Below are 24,783 nucleotides of genomic sequence, written 5' to 3'. Positions count from 1 at the left end.
AAAGAATTTACTGAGTTTCGTACACGCGTACTCCGAACAAAAAGCGCAGCTCTCCAGATTTTTCCCCGTCGCGCATTTCCTGATCTCACACGTTGAACACCGAGAGAATATCCTGCCGCTTTCTGACCGGCAGCCGTCGCAGTCGGTGATGTCTGCCGGAGAAACATTAAGCCCGTAATGCTCGAGAATTGCACGAGCCATGTCGATTCTCACCAGCTGCTTTTTATCCTCGTTCTTCTCGAATGCGGCCAGATGAATCGGACATGCACTGCAGTCCAGTCCGCAAAATCCGATCATCTCATTCAAATTCACATGCCTTCTCCTCATTTGCGTGAGGTTTATGATCAGATTCAAAAACTGAATACCCAATCAACTCTGTGCGTTCCTCATGATGCGTTTTCCCATATTCATGCGATCACGATATCCACGTCATGCATCTCGCTTTTATTTGCCACCTGCCGTCTACTTTTTCAAGGAGGATGAGACTTCCGCTCCCTGCCAACGGCCCAACCGACTCACCCACCTCAAGAAGAGCCTGAGTCCTCGAATTGTCATAACCGACCCTCGATAGAGTGATAAAGACGGTATCTCTCCCGGAGAGTTTCTGGCCGTCGCCCGCTATTTCCAGGTTGTTCACGCCGGGTATATGTTTCATTCCGACATTATTCCGGTTGACGGCAACGAAATTGGTGAGCGCCCCTTCGAGCATTGACGGGATACAATTCTTGATATAAGCCATCCTGACACTGTCGATGTTTACGAGAGAGGTATAAGTGGAATCGCGGAGGATCAACAAATAACTCGAAGAAGCAGAGTCGCCCTGTAGAACCGCCGCGTAAATCCCGTACTCATCGCCTGAGCCGTACTCAATCCTCTGCACAGGATTGCTGCACGAGCCGACGACGAGAATCGCAATTGCTGCCACCACAATCTCTTTCTTCATTTTGCAACCTTATTTTGTGCCGACTGTACCATGTTATATACTTCGTTAGCATTCTCGATTCTCTCGAGCGCGAATAAGTTTATTCTGCTCATTCCCCACAACGGACGATTTATGTAAGGCATGCCGGGATTCACACCGAAAGTGATTGTACCACGATGGTCGCCGTATAAGTCCAGGGACATTTCGGGAAGGCTTTTCAGGTTCAGGGCCTTCAATGATTGCCCGCCGAATCCGGTCAGTATGAGTACGCGCTGATCTGTCAACGCGCAGACGGTTTTCTTCCTGATCAAAACGTCCGAATATCAAATAGATTCCGAGAACAACAAAGATTCCACCGAACCCCAGGAAGAAAGCGGGCGCGCCTCCCTTATAAGCCGTATACTCCCAGAAGAATGCGAACCCTCCCCATGTCAAACTGAAAGGGATGAGGTAAGCATCAGATTTCCTGAGGAGGAATCCTCTCTGCGGTTTCCCTGTCCATACTATACTCTCCGTGGATAGAAGGAACGGCATGATCGCCTTTTGTTCCTCGTACTGCATTTGTCCTCCTTTCAATTCCTCCATTATGCAGCGGGTAAAACATGCGAGCTATCACTCGATCATGCGCCGGAGAGACTTCTTTCGCGCAATTAGCCCGCCGTCCCAGGTAAATTTAGTCGACCAAAATTTCACTCACAAACGCGCGTCACGTTGGTCAGGCACTTTCGGAGTCAACGAACCCGGCACATCCTTGGCGAGGTGTACCAGGTCGCCTGAGAAATGCGACAATCGGAAATGGCAATAATTGCTTTAGGCCGCTGTCAGTCAGAGGTAAGTGCGCTGTTTGTACGAACTAATTTACGCACGAACTCGACAAGCCGACCGCTCGCAACCGACGCGGAAATATCTTTGGGAAGGTCCGCGGCCATCCACTCCGTCCTCCAAACGTTCGCACGTCCAGGAGCAATCGGCTCGTATTTGCCCTGTGTTTCAATTTCAACATAATCAGCAACAGCGCTCACGTATACTGAAATCTCCGCTTCTCCGGGCGCGTGATCACGTGGCTTCGTGTCCTTAAATCTCTTTGCGAAAACTCTTCCGTCCAACACGTACGCCATCCAGCCTTCCGAGCCATCGGCAATACTAAGTTCGTTCTCATCGGGACGTTTCAGCTCATCTTTGTACCACACAATCCCGTCTTTCTCCTGAGTCGGTGCAGGACTGAAGTGCTTTCTCCCGATCCCTCCTTCACCTATCGGAAAGAAGAACGTCCCTCCTTTGTGAACCCTCGTAACCTCCCAAGGCGCGACACTGATATTCGAATCGGACTCATTGAGCATCCAGTATGTCATAACTAATTTTCCGCTCCCACCTGCGGTAATACTTTTTTTGAATTGCAGACGCGTCTGAGGATCCATCCCGCTTGAAAGCAAAATCGAATCTCCGGACGATACGACTGCATACGGCAGGTTGTCGAGCGCTGCCGGCGGAGGCCAGTTCCATATCGATTGTGGACTCGGCCATAAAGTGGAGCCGTAATTTTCCGGATGAACATCCTTGCCGGTGAGAAACTCATAGTCGGCAAGTTTGAAAGATACCGTTCTTCCACCGACTGTTGGATCGATCGTAATGCTGACGGGGCCCGAGACTATGTTGTAATGGCCCTTATCTGATGACACAACCGCAGCTCCATGTGACTGAGCAAATAGTTGACTTGCGGCAACGAAAATGGTTGCTGCAGTGAAACACGTCCGGTTTCTCATATTCGTTATCCGTTTTGGGTGAGCATGCAATGAAACGGATCTGAAGTCGCATAATTCATAACGCGGAATCGGCCCCTTTTGCTTTTGCGATCACTGTACCCCTGCGTGACTCCCGATTGATTCGGTCGAAGCAATAAACGATATTGGCATGCGGCCGGAGTAGGTTCCACAATGCTGAGAAGTTATCTCAAGAGCCGCTGAAGTTCAACGTGAAAAAACTTCAAGATGAGTAATTCAGAGACCCGACGAATGTCCGGAAAGTTGATAAGCGACGGCAATGGAGCGCGCTGGAATCTGCGACGCGGTATACTATGCAATCCGCAGGGTGAACTGGAAATCAGAAACACGAGGAGAGGTCGTATGAGGAGGTTGGATGTTGTTATCCAAACCGTGCTAGTTGCATTGATATTCCCGTTTGCGTTACGGGCGCAGACTGTAGATGATATCGTCTCGAATGCAATCATGGCACGGGGAGGAGCGGCAACAATAAGCGGAGTCCAAACGGAAAAACTCGCAGGGACTATATCTTTCGGCACTCAAAGGGAAAACGTCTTCGAAGTTGATCTGAAGCGTCCGGGCAGAATAAGGCAGCGTATTGAATTTAACGGGAAAGATTTCATAAGCGCCGCGGATGGTGTGTCCGGGTGGATCATAAATCCGTTCCAGGGCGACACGGTCAGGCCCATGACAAAGGATGAGGTGAAGAATTCCGCAAGCAGTGCCGAACTTGACGGCCCTTTTCTCAACTATAAAGAAATAGGAACGAGCATAAAACTTGCGGGGCGCGAGAACGTAAAGGGCCACGACGCGTACCGTCTGAACGTGACCATGAAAGACGGCTCCGAGCGGAGCGATTTGATAGACTGTAATACATTTCTTGAGCTCAAATGGGAGGGGAACGTCCTGTCGGACGGGAAAAGATACAAGGTCGAGTCTTATTTCAAAGACTACAGGAACATCAAAGGCATCATGATCGCCTTTGCGATTGACTCGGACACTCCCGGAACCGCACGGAGTCAGAAGATCAGGTTTAAGAGTGTGGAAGTGAACGGCGCACTTCCCGATTCCCTCTTCGCGCCGCCGCAACACAGATGAAATCACTAATGGACTAGGAACCCCGCAAGGATTACGGTGGATGAATCCCGATATTTTTTGCCTCTCTGAAATTTTATCAGTAACCTAGCCGGTGATTGCCGATCTCCGGGAGCGACCATGGCGGCGTGCGGATCCGCCCGACGAGTCGTTCTCCACAGCCTTCGCATAGCATACTTCTCTCCATTTTCCAAGTCTCAGCATGTCCAATTTGGTTACGACCGCTCGGCGGAATCGGGAAACCGTACGCGAATATGCTGCGAATAAACTCCAGCGTATGTGAAAAGCGCGCATTATCCCCATTTCTTACCTACCCGCCACTATTTAAGGAGAAATTTGCTCGTTACTAAACATTAAGAAACAGGAAGAAACTTGACTTAACATTAGAAAACCCTTATCTTACCTGCGTGGCATTGGCAGCTTAGCAAGAAAGGAGTCGTGTCATGTCAAGAATCGTTTTTGCCGACATTCTTCCCGGGCTTCAGAACAAGGATGAGTTCTTCGACCGGATCTTCCATGAGTCACATCCATGGGGCCGGATATTTAGTCTTACCTTGCTTTTCATCGTACTTACATTTTTCTACGGCGTCGTGATGGGCTGCTACAGCGGACCTCTCCAGGCGCTAACGGCGGGAATCAAGGTCCCTGCGATGTTCCTCCTATCGCTCTTGATTTGTTTTCCGGCTTTCTTTGTCCTGCAATTCATAATGGGTTCCACGATGAGGCTGTCGCACATGACTGTCATCATCCTGTCCGGATATGTCCTCATGGGTGCGATCATGGTATCGTTCACACCAATTGTGATCCTGTTCGTGCTTACGGGCGGCAATTATTATTTTCTTCAACTTTTACACGTCACCATTTTCTCGCTCTCAGGAATATTTGGAATGAAGATGGTCTTGGACGCGTTGAAGTTTTCGTGCGAACAAAAAAATATTTATCCGAAGACGGGTGTTGTTGTATTCAGATTCTGGGTTGTGATTCTCGCATTTGTCGGGATTCAGCTCGCATGGAACCTTCAACCATTTCTCGCGGAGAAGACAGAAGGATACAACCTGTTCAGAAAGTACAAGGGAAATTTCTACACCGCGGTGATTTACTCGTTACAACAGCTGACTAATTCGTCGGAGACCGGGAAGGTGTCCCCGGAACCGAACGGACATTACTTCCCTGACACCACAAAAGCAGTTAAATAAAATGTCGAAAGGGTTGACCGTGCCTGACGAGGAAATAATGACATTGGAAGACGTCGCGCGGTATTTGAAGCTGACGCCTCAAACTATCTATACGTGGGCACAGGAGAAGAAAATTCCGGCTGCGAAACTCGGGAAAGAGTGGCGATTCAAAAAGTCTGTCATCGACGAATGGTTCAACCAGCATATAGATGAGAAGTTTGGGCAGATAGTATCCAAAGCCGTCCTCGAGAGAAAAGACAAGGCTGAAAATCGATAACATCAGGTACAAAGGTGAAGGACCGGTATTTTGCGGGTAACAGCTCGGACTGGAAGATTCGAGTACACTAAAAGGCACGCGGGCTCTTCAAGCTGAAGGAAGTGAGCTCGACTGCTACCTGACTATTGTTCTGGGCATAGAAAATAATTGGGGTTAGAAGCTCCGCCCACCCTAGTTGTACGGTTTCAGCATTTTCAGCCGCTTCCACGGCAAACCAAGAAGTCGGAAGGCGGGGCTCGTCTCCTAACCCTCTTGCGCGCACTCATGGACGATAATGGGATACATTTGGTATTGCGGCCGCTTTCAACTTAATTCACTACCAATTCGGTAGCGTTCCCCCAATTCCGCCGTGAAGCTAAGAGTGATGGCCCTATGAATAGGTGATTCCAACTTCTTTTATTTCCGCTACCCTCACATCGGTGCACTGCAGTTTAGTCTCATCAAATATCGCTAAGTTTATTCCGCCCACGTTGAGTGAGCTCGCATACTCCACTCCATTGTAGCCCTTTGACTTTATGAATTCGCAAATATACTGTGATGGGAGATAGTCAAGTTCTGAATCGTATCTTCTAATTGGCTTTGACAACTCCTTTTCTAGCTCCTGAAGAAATTTCTCGTATAGCACATACTTCATAGGATCGGGTATCTCGAATGGGCTGACACCCTTGGTTTGTCTGAGTCTAATCACCTTGATGTCTTCCTTCAACTTGAATTCTGCCAAGGTGACAAAGTCGAGGTAAGAGGCTCTTACTTCGTAGACGGTTGTCTTTTCGTCGGTCGCTAGATACAGATACGGAATTCCTTTCGGATTAGCACGCCCTGCTTTGGACTGTTCACTCGGCGGTTTGCCCATATCTGATGCCGAAAAACCCTTGTTAGTAGAAATCCGCGCCCTGTAGAATATTTTTCCCGTGGAGTAGGTATGGGATTTGTTTTGTAGAATTTCATTTAAGAGGTCAACATCAATGTTGCTGCGAATAAAAAATCTGTTTTGGTTTACTATTTCACTCTTAAAATTCTTCCACGTATCCAGCAAAGTGCGGGAACCGTCACCAATCCTCGCCTTATTTATTACCGCACCATCAAAAATTCCCGCGGTTACCGCCTCTCCAGAGAAGATACCTCTTAGCAGTTCTTGAGCCCCATCGCCGGGCAAACTAAACGTATTCCAATCAGCCTGAATGGACTTGCCTAGAAGTGCGCTCCCTCCTGAGTCGGGTTGATAGAGGTTAACCAATGGCTGAAATTTCTCGGCAAGCTCTCTCACATCGATGAGTTTCACGCTTTTTGAGTTACAATAGTCGCAGTCGCCGCTTTCGGTTGAGTTGTACTCAACGTGAGAACGAAGCAGGATATCCTGAAAGCAATTGGGGCAGCAGTGCATCCCTAGGTAGTACTTAGATAGTCGTACACGAGTTCAAAATGATTTTGGATTGACAACTTCTTGACACTTCCTAATCCGGGGTAATCCTCATTTCTGCGCAGCCTCCGGAACTCCTGACAAGCTGCTGTCCTAAGTTGAACGCGGTCTATGAAAGTCACTAGTTTCTCCAAAGCTTCTCCGAATTTTCCGGGCACATCAGTTGTGTCCTCGTTACTGTCTGAGACAAAATGACGAATCCGAAACTCATCTTCCTTGTTCTTATACGTCAGATGTATTGCTACAGCATACGGCAAAAATCCAGATTCACTGAATTCTCTTCCGATCGTGACAAAGTCTGAAAATCCCGCATATCCTTCCTCAACGTAGAAGAGATGCTCATCACTAAAAAATTCGTCTGGCTCAGCCAAGTAATCAGCGTTGGTTCTCTGAACCCTGAATGGGTCAGAGAGGGTCGCTATGGGAAGCTTTGCTTTCTTTATTTCCCGAATGAATCTCTTACTAGTTATGGAGTCGCTAAGAACCACATACTTAACTTCTATCTTACCTATAAGAGTGAAAAAGTCCTCTTCTCGCTGAGGAAGTCCGTCACAGATAATAGTGAAGCCATCGGTCTTCATTTGCCCAATCATAGAAAGCGCCTCATTAAACCGAGTCTTCCCATTTATTACGAGGGCCGGTTGGTAATTCCGATATGAGCTCAGACAAGGACTAACGACTGCTGCAATCACTTCCTTTATGCCGTTAAACTCACCAACTTGAGGATTCAGTATAAGGTTGAAATTGTGCCCACAATCCCGCAATGATTCTATCGTTTTGATTAGGGTGAACGAGTTCTTAACCGGCTCAATTATCGGCGATATAAAACCCTCAGATTTGAGGGGACCCCCGAGATCTCTCAAAGCTATTAGTTCATATTGTTTACCCCGTAGGTACGGAAAGTACATTAATCTTCAGTTAAGGTTGATTTTCTCCCGAAGAACGTCGTGCAATCTCAAGTACTCTTCCTCATCAAAATCCAGACACCACCCGATGTACTTGAGTTGTGGAGGCAGACTTCGCGAGATGAAATAAGACTTTTGTTTTATCGTTCGCTTCTTGAGCTCACCGATAACCAAGTCATGCAGCTTATCAATTGGAATTTTGAGTATAAGATCCTGACACGTCCTATAATAACGTATAGCTGAAGTAGCCGGGACAAAATGGTAGTATTTTTTCACAATGTTCGTGAATTCATCTTTTCGAAGACACTTCATCATGGTATGCTGGTCTAAATGGCAACTCTCTTTTGCCTTACGAATGGTAACCAACTTGAAGTCCTTCGTCAACACGATTAAGCCCACGTCCTCACCAATTATTCTAAGGTATCTATCTTTCAGGCTATAGTGCGTTACTAGATAAGTTTCCTTGAACACCTTTCTATAGTCGGCTAGCTGGTGTGAAATCTTGGTCGGACTATCCAATTCCGTTTTGATCTCGAAAACTCTGCTCGTGCCGTTAAGCAACACAATGTCAGCTATCGATCTGCCTACTCGGAATTCATTCAAAAGCGTAGTTGAATTCACGCTATATTTCCCCAAGAGAATCTCATTCGCAATAATGTTCTTGTAAACGTACTCGCTCCTATATGCGCTCTTCAAGGTATTGTAAACATGAGCAAAGTATTGTCTAAAAGTAGGGCTGTTCCCATGGTTGTCAAGCGTTGAATCGTACTTTTTCCACTTTGAAACAACGTAGTTCTTGTCCCCGGCTCTGACAAGTTTATCGAACGTGGAATTAGATAAGATGATCGCGTAACTCCTAAGCCGGTCGGCGTCTCGCTTAATCTGTCTCAAGCGCCCTTTGCCACTTTTGATTTTCAAAACTCTTATGGGCATGAAACCAACAGAAGTCTTTTGGTATGGACAGTTAGCATGCCTTTACTCCGATTGCTGCCACAATTTAGGCTGAGCAAATTTCACTTGCAAACTTAGAGTGTTTTCTCACTGATCGTCCCCTCTTCTCCGTATCCTTGCAACTAAATCCTGAGCCCGGTAACTTGTCACGCAGACGGTCTCCGTGCGACCGTTCAAGAACTCAGGGCGGCCGGTCAGGTGGCGGAAATCAGTCAAAATTGATTCGCCCTCTTTCTTTTCAATAAAGTTGCGCCCTCATCTGTAAATCATTATATAGGGACCTATCAGCGATGAGAACCTCGAGCTCAAGTCGTATTGTGATCCAGATTGCGCTCCTGATTTGGGCGACAAGTACAGTGAGCGCTCAGGAAAAATTCGTCCTGACTCTCGATAAAGCTGTCGCGATTGCGCTCGAGAAGAACAGGGATGTTTTGATTGCCGACCAGGAGCGGTACAAAGCGGACGCGCAGGTTGCAGAGGCAAGATCGGGTGCATTCCCTCACCTTTCGGTCTCCGCGCAGTACATGCGGAACATCAATCTCCCGGTCATATTTCTTCCGGCAAACTCGCCGCCGTTCAATCCGACAAGTTCCACCATTTCATTTGCGATTGGATCAAACAATTCCTACCAAACCGGTGCCACCTTGACTCAGGCGCTTTTCAGCCGGCAGATCGGAGTCGCCCTCGACATCGCAAGCAATTACAAGGATTTCTCAGAGGCATCTTTCGACGAGGCGAAACAATCGGTAGTTCTCCAGGTGAAGAAAGCTTTTTACGGCGTCCTCCTGATGCAGAAGCTGGTCGAAGCAAACAAGCAGGGACTCGATGTGGTCAAGGCGAACTACCAGAATGTCCAGGCGCTGTACAATCACGGCAACGCAGCGGAGTTCGATTTGCTTCGCGCGGAAGTACAAGTGGCAAACACGGAGCCGGCCGTGATCTCCGCCGAAAACAACCTCCTCCTTTCGGTCAACGGACTCAAGAGCCTCCTCTCGCTGCCCCTCGACAGCAACGTCGTGATAGAAGGCGACTTTACATTCGCGGAAGTGCCGCAACAGGTTCTCGACGAGGGCGAACGCGAGGCGGTGACGACAAATCCCATGCTGCAGGAGCTTTCTTTCCAGGAGGCGATGCTGGATGAGAACGTTAGCGTCGAGCAGGCGGCTTACTTCCCTTCCGTATTTGCCTTCGGCTCCTACCAGTTCCAGTCCCAGGATAATACTTTTCAATTCAGTAATTACCTCTGGGCAAAGATTTTTAACGTCGGCGTCACTGTATCGTGGTCGATATTCGACGGGCTCGCTACGCCCGCTCGTGTTGAGCAGGCACGAGTTGAGTTGAAGAAGATCCGGTACACCAAACTGAAAGCGCAGGAAGGGCTTGCAATTCAGATCCAATCGGCCCGGTTGAAGATGGATGAATCGAAGAGACGAATCGAAGGGCAGGAGAAGAACATCGAGCAGGCGAAAAAAGCTGTGAGCATCGCGCAGACGAGATTCAAGAGCGGAGTCGGGACACAATTGGAACTCCTAGACACGCAGGTCGCCATGACGCTCGCAGAAACGAATTACGCGCAGGCGATTTACGATTACCTGGTCGCGAAGGCTGATTGGGATTTCGCAATCGGTAAGAGCAAATGAACCTTCCACAAGAAGACAGGTCAGATGAGCGTGAGTGCAATTAGTTTAAGTCGAACCATGAATAGATCATCGAGCTACAACTATTCGAACCGAGATACAGGAGGTTGAACTTGACGAGAAGAACAGACTACTCAAAAAGCATTTCGATAATACTCCTTCTCACAGCCATGATGGCTTCCGGGTGCAGGAAGTCTCAAAAAGACGACCAGTCGCTGAATGCAGGTTCCGCCTCGGCAATTCCTGTGGACGTTGCCGAGGTTCAGCGTCAGACAATATCCGTCGTCAAGCAATTCTCCGGAACGCTCGAGGGCGAGGAACAGGCAAATATAGTCGCGAAGATTTCTGAGAGAATAACTTCGATAGGCGTGCATGTAGGAGACGCAGTGAAGGCGGGCCGGGTGTTGATCGAGCTTGATAAGAGCGGCGCATCTTCCCAGTTCTATCAGGCGCAGGCAGGATTCAACAACGCGCAGAAAACATACGATCGAATGAAAGCCCTGTATAACGAGGGAGCAATTTCGCTGCAGTCGCTCGATGGCGCACAGACAGCGTATGAGGTTTCGAAAGCAAACTTCGAGGCGGCAAAGAGCGCTGTCGAACTCACGACTCCGATACCGGGAGTTGTCACCGCTGTTAACGTGAGTGTCGGCGACCTCTCGACTCCGGGGGGAGTCCTGATCACAGTCGCAAAGATCGGCAAGATGAAAGTCGATTTTGACGTCAACGAGGTCGACGTGTCGAGTCTGTCGGTCGGATATTCAATACAGGTCTATTCCGAAGCCAGACCGGATGTGAACGTTACAGGACAAGTGGTCCAGGTTTCCAAATCGGCGGATGTAAGGTCGCGCACGTTCCAGCTGAAAGCGGAATTCGACAATACGAAGGACAACTGGTTCAGGCCGGGGATGTTCTGCCGGGTGAATGTGTCGCTTTCATCCCGGGCAAGAACGCTCGTTGTTCCTGCAGCAGCTGTCCAGAGCGACGGAATAACCACGCGTGTGTTTGTCGTGCGAGGAGGAAGATCCTTCCAGCAGGTCGTCAATCCCGGGATAACCGACGGAAAGTATTTCGAGATCCTCGAGGGACTTTCGGATCACGACACGGTAATCACTACCGGCGCGACAAACGCTCGCGACAGCGGCTATGTGAACATATCGAACAAATAGAAATACGACACGGATGAAACAATTTCATATGTATCAATACCGTGAATCCGACCGACCGGTATTATGAGAATGATCCAGAGGAGCGATTCTTATCCATAAGGGATTAACTTCATGAAACTTGCTGATACATCGATAGAACGACCCGTGTTTGCCACGATGATGATCCTTGCACTTATAGTGCTCGGATTGTTCTCTTTCGTCAAGCTGAACATCGACCAGTTCCCCGACATCGACTTCCCTTACATCACCGTGACAAGTGTCCTCCCCGGCGCGGGGCCTGAGCAGATGGAGACCGATGTCACGAAAGAAATCGAGGACGCCGTCAACACCATCGGCGGGATCGACCATATAACTTCGATCTCGCGGGAAGGTGTGTCGTTCGTGATAATCCAGTTCAAACTCGAGGTAGAAGGTAAACAGGCCGCCCAGGACGTGCGCGAGAAGATCGCGGCTATACGTGCGGATTTACCTACAGATCTCGAAGATCCTGTTATCCAGAGAATCGATCCTGCGAGCCAGCCGATGTTCACACTTACCGTGTCAGGTCCGAGATCGCAAAAAGACATCACCACATTCACGAAGAACGTGATCAAGAAGCGCCTCGAAAATGTTCCCGGAGTCGGACGCGTTGACCTCGTCGGGGGAGCGGAGCGCGAGATTCAAATCGAAACGGACGCCTCAAAGCTTCAGGCGTACAACCTTTCAATACAGGATGTCATACAGGGTGTGGCCGCGTCGAACATGGAAGTCCCCGCGGGAAATCTGATTCAGGGACCGCGGCAACTTCTTCTCCGAACGATGGGCAAATACACCAACGTCGCAGACTTCAACAAGGTGATCGTTGCGACGCCCGGCGGAAAGGTCGTCCATCTCTCGGACGTCGCCGAGGTTATCGACGGCGTGAAAGAGCAAACAAGTCTGACACGGGTAAACGGAAAAATTGCGGTTGGTCTCAGCATCATCCGGCAATCCGGAAGCAATACGGTGCGCGTAGCGGAGGCGATCCAGAAACAACTCGTCAGCCTGCAGAAAGAAATCCCGCCCGACCTGAAGATCACTATCGCACGAGACAACAGCACGTTCATCGTGGAAGAAGTGAATGACGTACTCTTCGACATCCTCTACGGCGGACTTCTCGCCATCATAGTGGTCTATTTGTTCCTGGCGAACTTCCGATCGACACTTATCAGCGCAATTGCGCTTCCGACTTCAATTATCGCGAGCTTCATAATCATGTACGCGTTGAGTTTTACATTGAACATGGTCTCGCTTCTCGCGCTTTCGCTCGCGGTCGGACTTCTGATAGACGACGCGATCGTGGTTATAGAAAACATATTCAGGCATATGCAGCAGGGCGAGACACCGATAGAGGCCGCAAAGGCTGCCACCGCCGAAATCGGGCTCGCTGTCATGGCCACTACTTTTACGATCGTTGCCGTGTTTATCCCGATAGCATTTACGCCGGGTCTCGTCGGGCGGTTCTTCTACCAGTTCGGAATTACAGTTTCTGTCGCGGTGCTGGTATCCCTGTTTGTAGCGTTTACCCTTACGCCAATGCTCTCCTCCCGCTGGTTGAGCAAGGCCGATGAGGAACTCACCAACGAAGGCTCTGTCCTCAGGAAAATACTTTTCTATTTCAACCACTTTTTCCAGATCCTCAGCGAGCGATACAGAAAAGGAATAAGATGGTGTCTCGGTCATCGGAAAACTGTAGTCTTCGGATCGGTTGCAATCTTCGTGGCGAGCGTTTTCATAATGGGCATGCTGGGCACATCCTTCTTCCCCGAGACCGACGAAAGCGAGTTCAACATCACTGTTCACGCCGCACCCGGGAGCTCGCTGCAACAGACAAGCGATATCTCGGCACAGATTGAAAGCGTGCTGAGGAGACAGCCCGAAGTGATCAATGTTCTTACGACTATTGGAGCCGGAAACGATCCTGTGACAACGGGAAACATACTTGTAAAACTGGTGAAGAAGAACCAACGCAAGCGCGGCATCGCGCAGGTAATGAGCGACCTTCGCAGAGAGCTGCGGGCAGTGGCAGGCGTTAACCTTTCACTCGGGACACAAAGCGGACCGGGCGGGAACCAGAAGCCGGTAATCATGAGCGTGCGAGGCGACGACATGTCTACACTGAAACTCGTGGCAGACCGCGTGGAAAGCATCGTTCGTAATACTACCGGCGCAGTGGACATTGAGAATAGTCTCGAGACGACGAAGCCCGAGGTGAGAATCAGAATCGACCGCGAGAAAGCGTCCGATCTCGGAGTCAACGTGGCACAGATCGCCACTACCGCCAGGGCGCTTGTCGACGGTTATGTGGCGACAAAATACCAGGAAGGCGACGAACAGTTCGACGTGCGCGTACAGCTGAGGAAGGAAGACCGCACCTCATTCGAAAACGTCAACAATCTCACGGTCAAGAGTAACAAGAGTATGGGGAACAATCAGAACCTTCTCGTTCCGGTCAGTTACGTCGCCGACATCCAACAGAGCTCGGGACCGTCGCAGATCAACAGGTTCGACCGACAGCGGGAGATCCGTGTCGATGCGAACCTGTCGGGACGGCTCCTTGGAGAAGTCCTCGGCGACATACAAAAAAAGACGAACCGACTCGATTTGCCTCCCGGGTACAACGTAGGAGTCGTAGGCCAGGGCCAGATGCAGGCCGAGTCGTTCGCAAATATTTTTCTCGTCCTCGGTCTGGCGATCGTGTTCGTCTATATAGTGCTTGCCGCACAGTTCGAAAGTTTCACATATCCTTTCGCGATCATGCTGGCGCTGCCGATGTCTCTGATCGGGGCAACTCTCGGGTTGATCGTGTTCGGAAGCTCGGTATCGATGATGTCACTCATCGGCGTAATAATGCTGATGGGGCTTGTCACAAAGAACGGAATTCTGCTCGTCGATTATGCGAACGTTCTCCGCGACAGGGGTCAGGAGAGGACCGAGGCGCTAATCAATGCCGGCGCAACGAGGCTGCGACCGATACTCATGACAACGTTCGCCATGATATTCGGTATGGTGCCGGTAGCATTCGCGGTGAGCGAAGGGAGCGAATTCCGTGCTCCTATGGGCCAGGCGGTGATCGGCGGACTGATCACGTCGACACTGCTGACTTTGTTCGTAGTCCCTGTGGTCTATTCCATACTCGACGATCTGTCGTTCAAAAGAATGTTCGGTCTTGTTGGGAAGAGCAAGAGAAGTCAGGCAGAAGTCTGATTACTCAGACATTAATGGTTCGTAATGAGCTAGAATACAATCCGTGAAAATCCACCCCTCATGTCCTATCAGTGTCCTTATTCTTAGAAAGGGTGCAATATGAAGATAGCATTCCTTGTCAGTAACGATGTCATTTCCCCGCGAGTGATGAAGCTCCTCGAGGGCGCTCGCATCGATTACTATACGAAGTGGGAGCATGTCAAAGGCAAAGGCCACGGCACGGATCCCCACCTCGACACGAGAAGCTTTCCCGGTACTAACGTCGTATACATGATCGCGTTTGAACAGGAAGCATCTCTCGAGAAACTTGTCGACGGAATAAATGCGACCAACAAAGACATCCCTCGACCCGACGACCATATCAGATTATTCCAGGTACCCCTCGAACGGATTGTCTGATTACTCCCTGCCATATCAGGGAGACGTTCTACTTTTCTACACATCCGGAATCTTAAGCCCGCGCGAACTGTTGTAAATTCCGTTGGAGAGCTACAGGAGCACGTTAACAACAACAGTTCTACTGTGCGTCGGCGCAGTTGTCGCTTACGCACAATCCCTGAGATTTGAACATATTTCCCTTCAGCGGGGGCTTTCGCAGTCATCGGCATATTCGATAACTCAGGACAAAGAGGGTTTCCTGTGGTTCGGGACTGAGGACTGGCTTGGCCGGTACGACAGCTATTCATTTAAAGTTCTCAAGAACGGACTTTCAGACTTCACGTCCTCGTCGGGAAACTATGTCATCAGATTGATAGTAGATCGCGAGGGGATGCTGTGCGTTTGAACCTCTGCCGATGGTCTCTGCAAATATAACCCCCCTTGTCGGAATCAACGCAGAAAGATATATGTCGATCAAGGAATTGGCTTTGGTGAAGTAAATGTGGCGGTGACTGTCACTTTCAAAGTGACGGTCACATAATACTCGCATCGCACTCTAAATGGGAACTCTTAGAACTCAAAGTCCGTTTTTTAGATTTATAATCCGCTGATAACACCAAGGAATCATAACACTCTGCGGAAGACAGTCTTCCGACTGGAAGCTCATTTTACGATAATCTTATGGCTACAAAAGGAGGAGAGATGCCGTCTTTAATTAACACCTGTTTCAAATATGCTTCGCGAGGGTTGTTCGGTCTCGCGATTGTCATGTCGATTTTCACGATCGCATCAAGCTCGCAGACCCTTGATTCTAAATACTGGGTCCCGAACAACACGGTCAATTCAATTATAGTCGACGATGCTCACGATCTTGTTTACATCGGAGGCGACTTCGATTATCTGGGGCCGATCACAGGCAACTTCGCTGCGCTCGACCCGACCACCGGCTCAATCAACAGTAGCTTTCCGAAAGTATCCAGTATGTCGGGTAATGTCAACGCGGTCATCTCTGATGGCGCGGGCGGCCTCTTCATAGGAGGCTTCTTCTCGAAAGTCGGAAATGTTTCGATAAACAATCTCGCGCACATCCTGTCCGACGGTTCTGTGGACAACACATGGAACCCTAATCCGGATGACGGGGTGAGTTCCCTCGCGCTGAATGGCAACTCACTGATTGTCGGTGGATACTTTTCCAATATCGGCGGCCAGGCAGACGCAGACCTGTCGTCTGTGAGCGTCACGACAGGAAATGTAGATCCGACGTGGACGAAACCGAATTTGGACAACAGTGTCGCAACTATACTTGTTTACGGTAACAGGATCTACATCGGAGGCTACTTTTCAACAGTCGGTGATTCCTCGAGAAATCAACTCGCATCGCTCGATCTTGACGGCAACGTGAGGGCATGGAATCCAAGTCCATCGGGTGATTTCGGCTCTATAGGCGGACTGGACGCAGCTAACGGATACATTTATGTTGCGGGAAGTTTCTCCAGTATCGGCTCCCAGTCTGTGGAAGCCCTCGCGGAACTTGACACGACCGACGGCAACGCCACAAGCTGGAACACGCAGGATGTTTCCATCAGCGGGATTCCATATTGTCAGTGCGTGAAAGTCATCGGTGGGAATGTTTTCTTCGGCGGATCCTTCGACGCAATCGGCGACTCTACCAGGTACTCAATCGCCTCAGTTGACACAGCCAGCGCGCTACCAACCCGTTGGGATGCCGGACTTCTTCAGGGGAGCAGTATCCAGACAATTACCAACAACGGGGCCCAGATATATTTCTCCGGCGACTTCTCTTCCGTTCAGGGACAAACCCGTACACGTTTCGCGGATGTCGATACCAACGGGACTCTTCAAAGCTGGAACGCGTCCGCAAGCGATTACGCATCAGCCCTCCTTTATTACAGTGGAAAAGTTTTTGCCGGCGGGGATATGTACAGCTTCGGAGGAGTGCTGCGTCAGGACGTCGCAGCATTGAGCGAAATAACCGGCCAGCCGACCGGCTTGAAGGTTGCGTTTGATGACAATTCCCCCCAGGTCAGTGCGCTGGCACTCCATGACACGACTCTCTTCGTGGGCGGCGTGTTCCAATCCGTGGGCGGAAATGCGCGAGACGGATTTGTCACGGTCAGTGCGAACACCGGCGATGTCACCTCCTTCGACGCGAACCTTGCACCTGCACCGTGGTCGTATTACTCGGGTCAGGCTGATGTGATAGCTCTTAAGATTTACGGAGGAACTATTTACGTGGCCGGCCAGTTCGACAGCGCGGGAAGCGGTCTCCGACTTCCAAGAAACAATATCGCTGCTTTTGATGTTAACACTGGCTCGCTCAAATCATGGAACGCGAACGTGAACGGCGGCGCCCAGCCGTCTGTGCTTGCACTGGACGCGGGGGGAGGAAGTCTCTACATCGGCGGAGCATTCGCTGACCTGGGCGACTCTGCAAGAGTGAACCTCGGTTCGGTCGATACTGTGACCGGCCTCGCAACCGCATGGAATCCGATAATTGCAAACTCGAACGATTTTATTTACTCGATCGCCGCAGACGGTTCGACCGTCTACATCGGAGGTTCGTTCACGACGATGAACTCAGTGACGAGAAATTATGCCGCCGCAGTCGATATCGTATCGACCGGATCGCTGCTTCCCTGGGATCCGGATCTTTCCAGCTCCGCTGACGGGTTTGCCGTTTCCGGATCATTCATATACATGGGCGGATACTTCCAGACCATCGGCGGTCAACCGTTCAACTCGATCGGAGCGGTCGACAAGACAAACGGGAACCCGGAGAGCTGGAATCTGAATCTGGATGCTACCCAGTACGTCCAATGCATCGCGATATCGGACAAGCACCAGGAGGTCTTCTTCGGAGGGAGTGAAAGCCAGGTCCTGGGAGCAAGTCAGCCATACTTCGCTGCGGTGACAAATCCCTCAGATGCGTCCCTGCCTGTGCAACTCATCTCCTTTGACGCGCAATCGACCAAAGGCGCCGTGACTTTAAATTGGAAAACGGCGACAGAAGTGGGTGTGGCAGGCTTCAATCTCTACAGGTCCAGTGCTTCGGCCGGACCGTATACTCTCCTCGGTAGTTATTCGAGTAATAAGTCTCTTGCCGCGACCGGATCATCGTCGCGCGGCGCGTCCTACCACTTCGTGGACAATTCTGCCCAGAGCGGAAAAACTTATTACTACAAGATCGAGTCTCTGGACCTGAACGGAAGGTCGGCACAACTCGGGCTCCTCAAGGTCACCGTGGACATCCCGGAAAATTATGCGCTCTACCAGAATTATCCGAACCCGTTCAACCCGAGTACGACGATTCGGTTCGACCTTAAAGAGATGTCAACTGTAACTCTCGAGGTTTATAATGCGCTCGGACAAAAAGTATTTGAACAAAATTACGGAACGATGAACGCGGGACGATATGAAGAGAATTTAAGTCTCGGCGAGTTCTCGAGCGGAATGTATTTCTACAGGATCAGCGCGCAAGGAAGCACCGGCGACCAATTCACTTCGATCAAGAAACTGATTCTCTTAAAATGACGCGCGCGTTCTCGGCAATGACGTTTTCCTGGAAAACGTGTCCGGTTCGCTGAATGAGCGGCGGCAGGCGAGGTTCCATGACCTCGCCACGTGCTCTTGTACTGCTCGAACATTTTCATTCTCTCAGTGCGATTCGCAGGTTGCGATCGTATCTAATATCAATCAACCAGAGATGAGGTCCGGATGAAAAAATTCTTCAAGATTGCCGGGATAGTAGTTGGATCGATCGCCATTCTGCTGATTGCCGGACTTATATATTTCAATTCCGTCTATCCAAAAGCGGAACCGGTTCCCGCCATCAAAGTAGCCGCTTCGCCGGAGAGATTAGCGCGCGGCGAATATCTTGTCGGCCACGTCGCCGGCTGTTTGGATTGCCATTCCGAGCGCGATTGGACCAAGTATGGCGGCCCCGTCAAGCCGGGTACGCTGGGAATGGGCGGCGAAGTGTTCGATGAAGAGACCGCTGGGGTGCCGGGAGCCGTCTACGCTAGAAATATTACCCCAGCAGGTATCGGAGACTGGTCCGACGGCGAGCTGATAAGGGCAATAACAACCGGCGTCTCGAGAGACGGAAGCGCACTCTTTCCGATAATGCCTTATGGCGATCTAAATTATTTGAGACAGGAAGATCTTTATTCCATTGTCGCTTACATTCGGACACTCAAACCGGTCGAGAACAAGATTCCCGCGAGACATCTCGATTTCCCTATGAACATGATGGTGAAGATGATTCCCTTCAGCAGTTATAACCCCGGCCCACCGATAAGCCAGTCGGACACGGTCGCGTACGGGGAGTATCTCACGACGATTGCTTCCTGCAGCGGATGTCACACGCAGCTCGACAAGGGAGAACCGATCAAAGGCATGGAGTTCGCGGGGGGAATGAGCTTCACTCTGCCCGCCGGCGTCGTGAAATCTGGAAACATTACCCCGGACAAACAAACCGGCATCGGAAACTGGAGCAAAGCACAGTTCATCGCATTCTTCAAGAGCTTCTCGTCCGACAGTTCGCGCAACATTCCGGTTGGAGAAAACCAGTATAATACCGTGATGCCCATTACCTCATTTGCCGGAATGACAGAAGGAGATCTCGGAGCGATTTACTCGTACTTAATGAGCCTTCCGCCGGTTCACAACCAGGTCGTGAGATTCACCGCGAGAAAATAAAATCCCCGCTGCTGAGGAGGTTAGGTCGCGAACGAGCCGCACTTGCGTGAAGCAGCCAGGGATGCGGGAGCCTGCGCATTCGTCAACAAAGAGAATCTTTCTGAAATAAACCAGATTATAACTTCACGTAGCGCGAGAATGTGAACGCAGCGCTGATCTGCCGCAACCCCTCGACACGAAGCATATGGAGAATCAAACGAGAGAGGAATCCGGCGCCCCGGCTGACGGAGCGCCAGGAATCTCAGATGGGTCCCTACCACCCCATTCTTTTTCTAAGTGACGTGATATGTGCGACATGGTGCTTGCCGTGCCAGGCATACATCTGGAGGACATGTTCAAGTACGCTGATCCCGCCTTCGGGATGCCGGTAAGTCCGCTTGAAGTCTTCCGGCTTCATGCTTCTGAGGAGCGACACCCATCTTTTGTGGAGCGCTTCAAGCAGTTCCACCGACATTCTGACGTCGGCGGTCCTTGAGTCCGGCAGCTCTGCCCACAACTTCTGATCGTACGGCTTTATCGTCGGCTCGTTCTCAGTCAATGAAAGCTTGAACCTCACATATGCGTTGATGTGACTGTCCGGTAAGTGGTGCGCGACCTGCCGAGCCGTCCATCCCCCAGGCCTGTAAGGTGTATCGAGCTGCTCGTTCGTGAGATCCTTAACGGCCAGCCCGAGTGCGGCCGGCGCCAGTGCGATCTCGTCAATCAGTGTGTTCCGACCTGCGTCTGTAAGTGCCGCCTCGGGCTTGAACCGCCCGATCGGATAACTTAGATCTTCCATGTTTTTTCCTGCTCTCCTGTTCTTATTTACTTGAAACCCTGACGGGCTGTTCCACGGTAGCGCGGTCAACGCGCGCTATCTCTTCGAACAATCTCTTCAGTTTGTCTCGATCCAGTATACCAGCGGTCCGCACGCCGGTACACGCGTCTATTCCGAATGGGCGTACCGACATGACTGCAGCGCCGATGTTCTCAGGTGTAATGCCGCCCGCGAGAAATACCGGAACTCCCGTTCTTTCTACTATCTCCCCGCTGATTTCCCAGTTGTGAGTTATTCCGGTCCCTCCAAGTATCTTCGTGTTCGCGTTCGGCCTTCCGGAGTCGAGCAAGATGCCGTTGACGAAATCTTTTACTCTCATTGCGCGGTCGATACAGCTTTCGTCTTCGACATGTATGACCTGCACAATTTTGGTCGAGGGAATCTCGCGTCTCAGTTTCTCGTAAACGTTCTCTTCCACATAGTCGACGATCTGAATCGCGGTGGTAAGAGTGCGTCTGTAATGGCTGATGATATCATCGGCTTCCGTTTCGCTTGTAAGAAGAAAAGTCTCTACAGCAGGAGGCGCGAGCGCGGCAATTTCCCTGATCACTGAATCGCCTATGACACCCGGACCGCTCGGCATTTTCCCGACGAGCCCGATAGCGTCCGCTCCGAAGCCGATCGCGGTGCGAGCTTCCTCAGGGTTGGCTATACAGCAGATCTTCACACGCGTCCTGCTTCCTGTCTCCCGTCTCCTATCGTCGCTCTTCATTTCTGCACTACTGCTTTTACCCTGATGACACCGCTCCGCTTGAAGTACAATTTGAATTGGACTTTCTCCCCCGCCTTCAGCTCCTTCTTTACGTTCATTAACATCACATGGTAACTGCCGGGTTTCAATTCGAAGTCCGAATGCGCCGCAATTATTATCCTTGCAACGCTTCGCATCCCGCTCATGGAGTTTTCAGTATATGTCTCGTGGAGATGCGACATCTCGGCGAACGGCGCCTCGACATCATAAAGCGTATCGGCAAAGGCTGAGTTGTTGACGATCTTAAAGTACGCCGCACTCGTCATGAGCTGGGCCGCCGTTCGGACGTAAGCGTCTTCGATTCTTACCTTGCTCTGAGCAAAGGAATCAGAGGTGTGAATGCAGACAACTGCTGCGAGCAATGCCGCGAAGAAAATTCGCGATCCCGCTTGTTGCCGCCGGTGTTCTGTTTCCTGTCTTCGCCCCGGAGGTGCCTTCGGCGGTCTGTCTCCTTTCCTCATTTCTACTACTCCAGTTCTCTTATGTCCTTGACGATCTGCTGGAAGTCCAGCTCGCTTCCATTGTACTCGGCCCGATCACGCCCATCCTGGTCGACCAGGACGATCTTGTTCGAATGCGTTATGTAATATACCAATCCCGACTTGGTGTACGATGAGTCACCGGGGAAATATCTAAAGTCTACTTCGTCCAGGACAGAATCTATGTTCGCCTTCGTCCCCCAGAGGAAATTCCAGTCGTGGAACTTGATTCCACGTATTTCGGCATACTCTTTCAGGACCCGCGGCCTGTCCCTCTCCGGATCGAATGTCATCGTCACGAATTTCACGCCGCTGATCCCGCTCAATGAAAGTGTATCCTGGAGATGCTGAATATTGTTCGTCGTCAGCGGGCAAACGTCGGGGCAGTGTGTATAGACAAAAGACATCACAACGATATTTCCTTTGTAAGCTGATGGAAATTCGACGCGCGTGCTGTCCTGGTTGAGGAATGCGTAGTCCCTTCCGCTAAGGTCGGAAATGACCGGCAGCCTGCTGCATCCGGCAAGAAGGAGGAAAAGCGTGGGAACCAGTAGACAGGATAGACGTAGAAGCTTATTCGCCATTTCACCTTTTACCTTTCCACGTCTTTCTCGTTAGTCCTTTTCGCATCTTTACTGTTCTGCACTTCTCACTTTTCACTTTTCACTTTTTGCTTGCTGTCCGTTTTGCTCAGATATGATTTAATGTTTTTCGCCGCTTTCTCCCCGACAATTTTTGCGATTTCTTCGACTGACGCGTCACGTACATTTTTTACAGATCCGAATTCCCTCAGGAGCCTGGCTGCCTTAGTTTCACCGACACCTCGGATATCCGTAAGCTGAGTCGAGATAACCCGCTTCTCGCGGAGCGAACGATGAAAGGTTATCGCGAACCTGTGCGCTTCATCGCGAACATGCTGGAGCAGCTTGAGCGCTGATGTGGTCTTCGGGAGGAGTATGGATTCGCTTTCACCCGGAACGAAAACCTCCTCGAGGCGCTTGGCGAGTCCGATGATCGGCTGGTTTGGAAGTCCGATCCTTCTAAGCACTTCAACGGCGGACGACAACTGACCCTTACCACCGTCAACGACGACAAGGTCCGGCAGCTGACCTCCTTCCCGGATCGTCCGCGTGTACCGCCGCTCGATGACTTCTTCCATGCTCGCGAAGTCGTCCGGCCCGACGACGGTTTTTATTTTGAATTTCCGGTAATCGCTTTTGCGAGGTTTGCCGTCCACAAATACGACCATCGAAGCTACCGGATCGCTCCCTTGAATGTTTGAATTATCGAAACACTCAATTCGTCTCGGTGCCGCCGGAAGGTGAAGTTCGCGCTGCAGCGCCTGAAGTGTGTGGGGTATCGTTTCCTTTCCTTTCTCCTTCTGAATCTTCAGCTCGTCGAGCATGAACTTCGCGTTTGCCCTGCACATCCTGACAAGCTTGAGATCTTCGCCCTCAACCGGGACCATGACGGTCACCGCGCTCCCTCTTTTCTCCCTGAGAAGACCTTCGACGAGCTCGGGGTCGGACGGTTCAGCCGACAGGTACACTTCCGGCGGAACGTATTCTGCCTTGATGTAGTACCTCTCGATGAGGGTTTCGATCATCTCAGACTCCGAACGCCCGGAGACATTCGACAGATAGAAGTGCTGTTTACCGATCAGCTTGCCGTCGCGAACTTTGAAGATCACTCCGCAGCCGTCATCGTCTTCGCTTACTGTCGCGATTATGTCGCGTTCTATGAGCTCCAGCGAAACCATCTTCTGCTTTTCCGTGTATACCGTGATCGCGTCAAGCTTCTTCTTGGCCTCGCCCGCTTTTTCGAATTCGAGTCTTTCGGAATATCCCTTCATGTCCTCGGTCAGTTGGGCCATCAGATCGCGTGTCTTACCTTTGAGGAGTTTCTCGACCTGTGTTATCATCTCGTGGTACTCTTCGCGGGTCACCAGGCCTTCACACGGTCCGCCGCATTTGCCGATGTGATAATCGAGACATACTTTCCATTTCTTTTTCCGGACGCCCTCTTCCGTCAGCGGTAACCTGCAGCTCCGGATCTGGAAAATGTCGCGCACAGATTTCAGTGCGAAGCGCATCGTCTTAACGTCCGTGTACGGTCCGTAATATCTCGATCCATCCTGCCTGATTTTCCTCGTGACGAAAACTCTCGGGAACGGCTCGTTCGTGACGACAATGTACGGATAACTTTTGTCGTCGCGGAGATCGATGTTGTATCGCGGTTTCAGTTTCTTGATAAGAGTGTTTTCAAGTATCAGGGCCTCCATCTCCGTGTCCGTAACGATTACCTCGAGATCCGCCGCCTTCGAGACCATTGCCTTTGTCTTCGGATCGTGGTCATGCCCCACCTGGAAATAGGAGCGGACACGGTTCCTGAGGATCTTTGCCTTCCCGACGTAAATGACTTTCCCATCTGCGTTCTTGAACTGGTAGACGCCGGGCAGCCGCGGGAGACTGTCAAGTTTTTCCTTCAACTCGAAACCAATGTCGTTTACTTTTATGTCTTCGGTAGGAATAGTCATGGGGAAACCCAAACCACAAACGTCAAGAGAAAAAGTAAAAGTCTAGAATAAAAAGTCCATATGGCCGATTGTGGATTTGGCTTTTGAGTTGTAGTTTTGGCATTCGGTTTTTGATCCTTGAATTACTTTAGTTTTTCGCTCAGCTCAACGAGTACTCCTCCCGTCGTTCTCGGGTGAACGAACGCGATCAGGTGGCCGTCAGCTCCGAGTCTGGGCCGCTCGTCGATGAGCTGGAAGCCTTCGCGCTTCAGCCGCGCAAGTTCCGATTTGATGTCAGCGACTTCGAAACAAATGTGATGGATTCCTTCTCCGCGTTTTCTGATAAAGTTCGCGATCGTCGACGATGGATCCGTCGGGCCTGCCAGCTCGAGACGCGATTCTCCCACCGGGATCATGCCCACACGGACCTTCTGATCGGGGACCTCCTCGGTTTGCTCGACCTTATTCCCAACGAGAGTCTCGAACGCCCGCTTAGCGGTTTCAAGGTCGTCTACCGCAATTGCAATGTGACTTATCCTCAGAAAACTCATTGATTCCTCTCTTGTTTAGGGACAGGCAAAAAAATTT

22 protein-coding genes are annotated in these 24,783 nt (G+C 50.7%); 10 read left to right on the top strand and 12 right to left on the bottom strand.

Translation table 11 applies throughout. The features are described 5' to 3' along the window. Positions 1-415: 415 nt before the first annotated feature. From VIS48_15215 to VIS48_15205, 3 genes are all read right to left on the bottom strand, one after another. Positions 416-943 (bottom strand): hypothetical protein, encoded by a 528-nt coding sequence (locus tag VIS48_15215; GenBank protein HEY9167501.1) that lies wholly within the window; start codon positions 941-943, stop codon positions 416-418. Beyond that, a complete protein-coding gene (locus VIS48_15210) occupies positions 940-1,233 on the bottom strand; it encodes a hypothetical protein (protein ID HEY9167500.1) in 294 nt (97 codons plus the stop codon). Before VIS48_15210 ends, VIS48_15215 begins: the two co-directional genes overlap by 4 nt. Positions 1,234-1,743: 510 nt before the next feature. Then, positions 1,744-2,601 carry a hypothetical protein gene (locus VIS48_15205; protein HEY9167499.1) on the bottom strand — a complete coding sequence of 286 codons (858 nt, stop codon included), beginning with the start codon at positions 2,599-2,601 and terminating at the stop codon, positions 1,744-1,746. A 444-nt stretch (positions 2,602-3,045) separates the two neighbouring features. On the opposite strand from VIS48_15205, the gene VIS48_15200 reads away from it, so the two are divergent. The 3 genes from VIS48_15200 to VIS48_15190 all read left to right on the top strand — a co-directional run bounded on the left by VIS48_15200 (position 3,046) and on the right by VIS48_15190 (position 5,229). Beyond that, complete coding sequence (locus VIS48_15200; protein ID HEY9167498.1) at positions 3,046-3,780, top strand: outer membrane lipoprotein-sorting protein; 735 nt, start codon at positions 3,046-3,048, stop codon at positions 3,778-3,780. Positions 3,781-4,220: 440 nt separating this feature from the next. Beyond that, entirely contained in the window at positions 4,221-4,973 is a 753-nt protein-coding gene (locus tag VIS48_15195; GenBank protein HEY9167497.1) for a hypothetical protein, read from the top strand. A 1-nt stretch (position 4,974) separates the two neighbouring features. Further along, a complete protein-coding gene (locus VIS48_15190; GenBank protein HEY9167496.1) occupies positions 4,975-5,229 on the top strand; it encodes a helix-turn-helix domain-containing protein in 255 nt (84 codons plus the stop codon). A 370-nt stretch (positions 5,230-5,599) separates the two neighbouring features. Here the strand turns inward: VIS48_15190 and VIS48_15185 are convergent, their stop codons facing one another. From VIS48_15185 to VIS48_15175, 3 genes are all read right to left on the bottom strand, one after another. Continuing rightward, positions 5,600-6,511 (bottom strand): RES family NAD+ phosphorylase, encoded by a 912-nt coding sequence (locus VIS48_15185; GenBank protein HEY9167495.1) that lies wholly within the window; start codon positions 6,509-6,511, stop codon positions 5,600-5,602. A 104-nt stretch (positions 6,512-6,615) separates the two neighbouring features. Beyond that, positions 6,616-7,557, bottom strand: a complete 942-nt coding sequence (locus VIS48_15180; protein HEY9167494.1) for a sce7725 family protein — start codon at positions 7,555-7,557, stop codon at positions 6,616-6,618. A 6-nt stretch (positions 7,558-7,563) separates the two neighbouring features. Next, positions 7,564-8,445 carry a sce7726 family protein gene (locus tag VIS48_15175; GenBank protein HEY9167493.1) on the bottom strand — a complete coding sequence of 294 codons (882 nt, stop codon included), beginning with the start codon at positions 8,443-8,445 and terminating at the stop codon, positions 7,564-7,566. A 350-nt stretch (positions 8,446-8,795) separates the two neighbouring features. Between VIS48_15175 and VIS48_15170 the strand changes: the two genes are divergently transcribed. The 7 genes from VIS48_15170 (at position 8,796) to VIS48_15140 (ending at position 19,633) form a co-directional block, all read left to right on the top strand. Next, positions 8,796-10,145, top strand: a complete 1,350-nt coding sequence (locus tag VIS48_15170) for a TolC family protein (protein ID HEY9167492.1) — start codon at positions 8,796-8,798, stop codon at positions 10,143-10,145. Positions 10,146-10,255: 110 nt separating this feature from the next. Then, positions 10,256-11,311 carry an efflux RND transporter periplasmic adaptor subunit gene (locus VIS48_15165; GenBank protein ID HEY9167491.1) on the top strand — a complete coding sequence of 352 codons (1,056 nt, stop codon included), beginning with the start codon at positions 10,256-10,258 and terminating at the stop codon, positions 11,309-11,311. A 111-nt stretch (positions 11,312-11,422) separates the two neighbouring features. Then, positions 11,423-14,536 carry an efflux RND transporter permease subunit gene (locus tag VIS48_15160; protein HEY9167490.1) on the top strand — a complete coding sequence of 1,038 codons (3,114 nt, stop codon included), beginning with the start codon at positions 11,423-11,425 and terminating at the stop codon, positions 14,534-14,536. 99 nt (positions 14,537-14,635) lie between these two features. Further along, positions 14,636-14,935, top strand: coding sequence for a PG0541 family transporter-associated protein (locus tag VIS48_15155; GenBank protein HEY9167489.1), 300 nt, complete (start codon positions 14,636-14,638; stop codon positions 14,933-14,935). Positions 14,936-15,017: 82 nt separating this feature from the next. Then, positions 15,018-15,320 carry a two-component regulator propeller domain-containing protein gene (locus tag VIS48_15150; GenBank protein HEY9167488.1) on the top strand — a complete coding sequence of 101 codons (303 nt, stop codon included), beginning with the start codon at positions 15,018-15,020 and terminating at the stop codon, positions 15,318-15,320. Positions 15,321-15,616: 296 nt separating this feature from the next. Beyond that, positions 15,617-18,466: a T9SS type A sorting domain-containing protein gene (locus VIS48_15145; protein ID HEY9167487.1), complete on the top strand. Its 2,850-nt coding sequence runs from the start codon at positions 15,617-15,619 to the stop codon at positions 18,464-18,466. 183 nt (positions 18,467-18,649) lie between these two features. Further along, entirely contained in the window at positions 18,650-19,633 is a 984-nt protein-coding gene (locus VIS48_15140; protein HEY9167486.1) for a cytochrome C, read from the top strand. Between the two features lie 253 nt (positions 19,634-19,886). On the opposite strand, the gene bstA is transcribed toward VIS48_15140, so the two are convergent. The 6 genes from bstA to mce form a co-directional block, all read right to left on the bottom strand. After that, entirely contained in the window at positions 19,887-20,411 is a 525-nt protein-coding gene (gene bstA / locus VIS48_15135) for a bacillithiol transferase BstA (GenBank protein ID HEY9167485.1), read from the bottom strand. Positions 20,412-20,433: 22 nt separating this feature from the next. Beyond that, a complete protein-coding gene (locus VIS48_15130; GenBank protein ID HEY9167484.1) occupies positions 20,434-21,162 on the bottom strand; it encodes a phosphoribosylanthranilate isomerase in 729 nt (242 codons plus the stop codon). Next, positions 21,159-21,662 (bottom strand): copper chaperone PCu(A)C, encoded by a 504-nt coding sequence (locus VIS48_15125; protein HEY9167483.1) that lies wholly within the window; start codon positions 21,660-21,662, stop codon positions 21,159-21,161. Before VIS48_15125 ends, VIS48_15130 begins: the two co-directional genes overlap by 4 nt. 5 nt (positions 21,663-21,667) lie before the next feature. After that, a complete protein-coding gene (locus VIS48_15120) occupies positions 21,668-22,264 on the bottom strand; it encodes an SCO family protein (protein HEY9167482.1) in 597 nt (198 codons plus the stop codon). 65 nt (positions 22,265-22,329) lie between these two features. Next, entirely contained in the window at positions 22,330-24,216 is a 1,887-nt protein-coding gene (gene uvrC, locus VIS48_15115; protein ID HEY9167481.1) for an excinuclease ABC subunit UvrC, read from the bottom strand. Positions 24,217-24,338: 122 nt separating this feature from the next. Next, positions 24,339-24,746: a methylmalonyl-CoA epimerase gene (gene mce / locus VIS48_15110; GenBank protein ID HEY9167480.1), complete on the bottom strand. Its 408-nt coding sequence runs from the start codon at positions 24,744-24,746 to the stop codon at positions 24,339-24,341. Between the last annotated feature and the right edge of the window lie 37 nt (positions 24,747-24,783).

The sequence above is a fragment of the Candidatus Kryptoniota bacterium genome (genome assembly GCA_036567965.1).
Classification (GTDB): domain Bacteria; phylum Bacteroidota; class Ignavibacteria; order Kryptoniales; family JAKASW01; genus JAKASW01.
The sequence above is the reverse complement of the archived record's forward strand: the minus strand, read 5'-3'. Positions and strand labels throughout refer to the sequence as shown.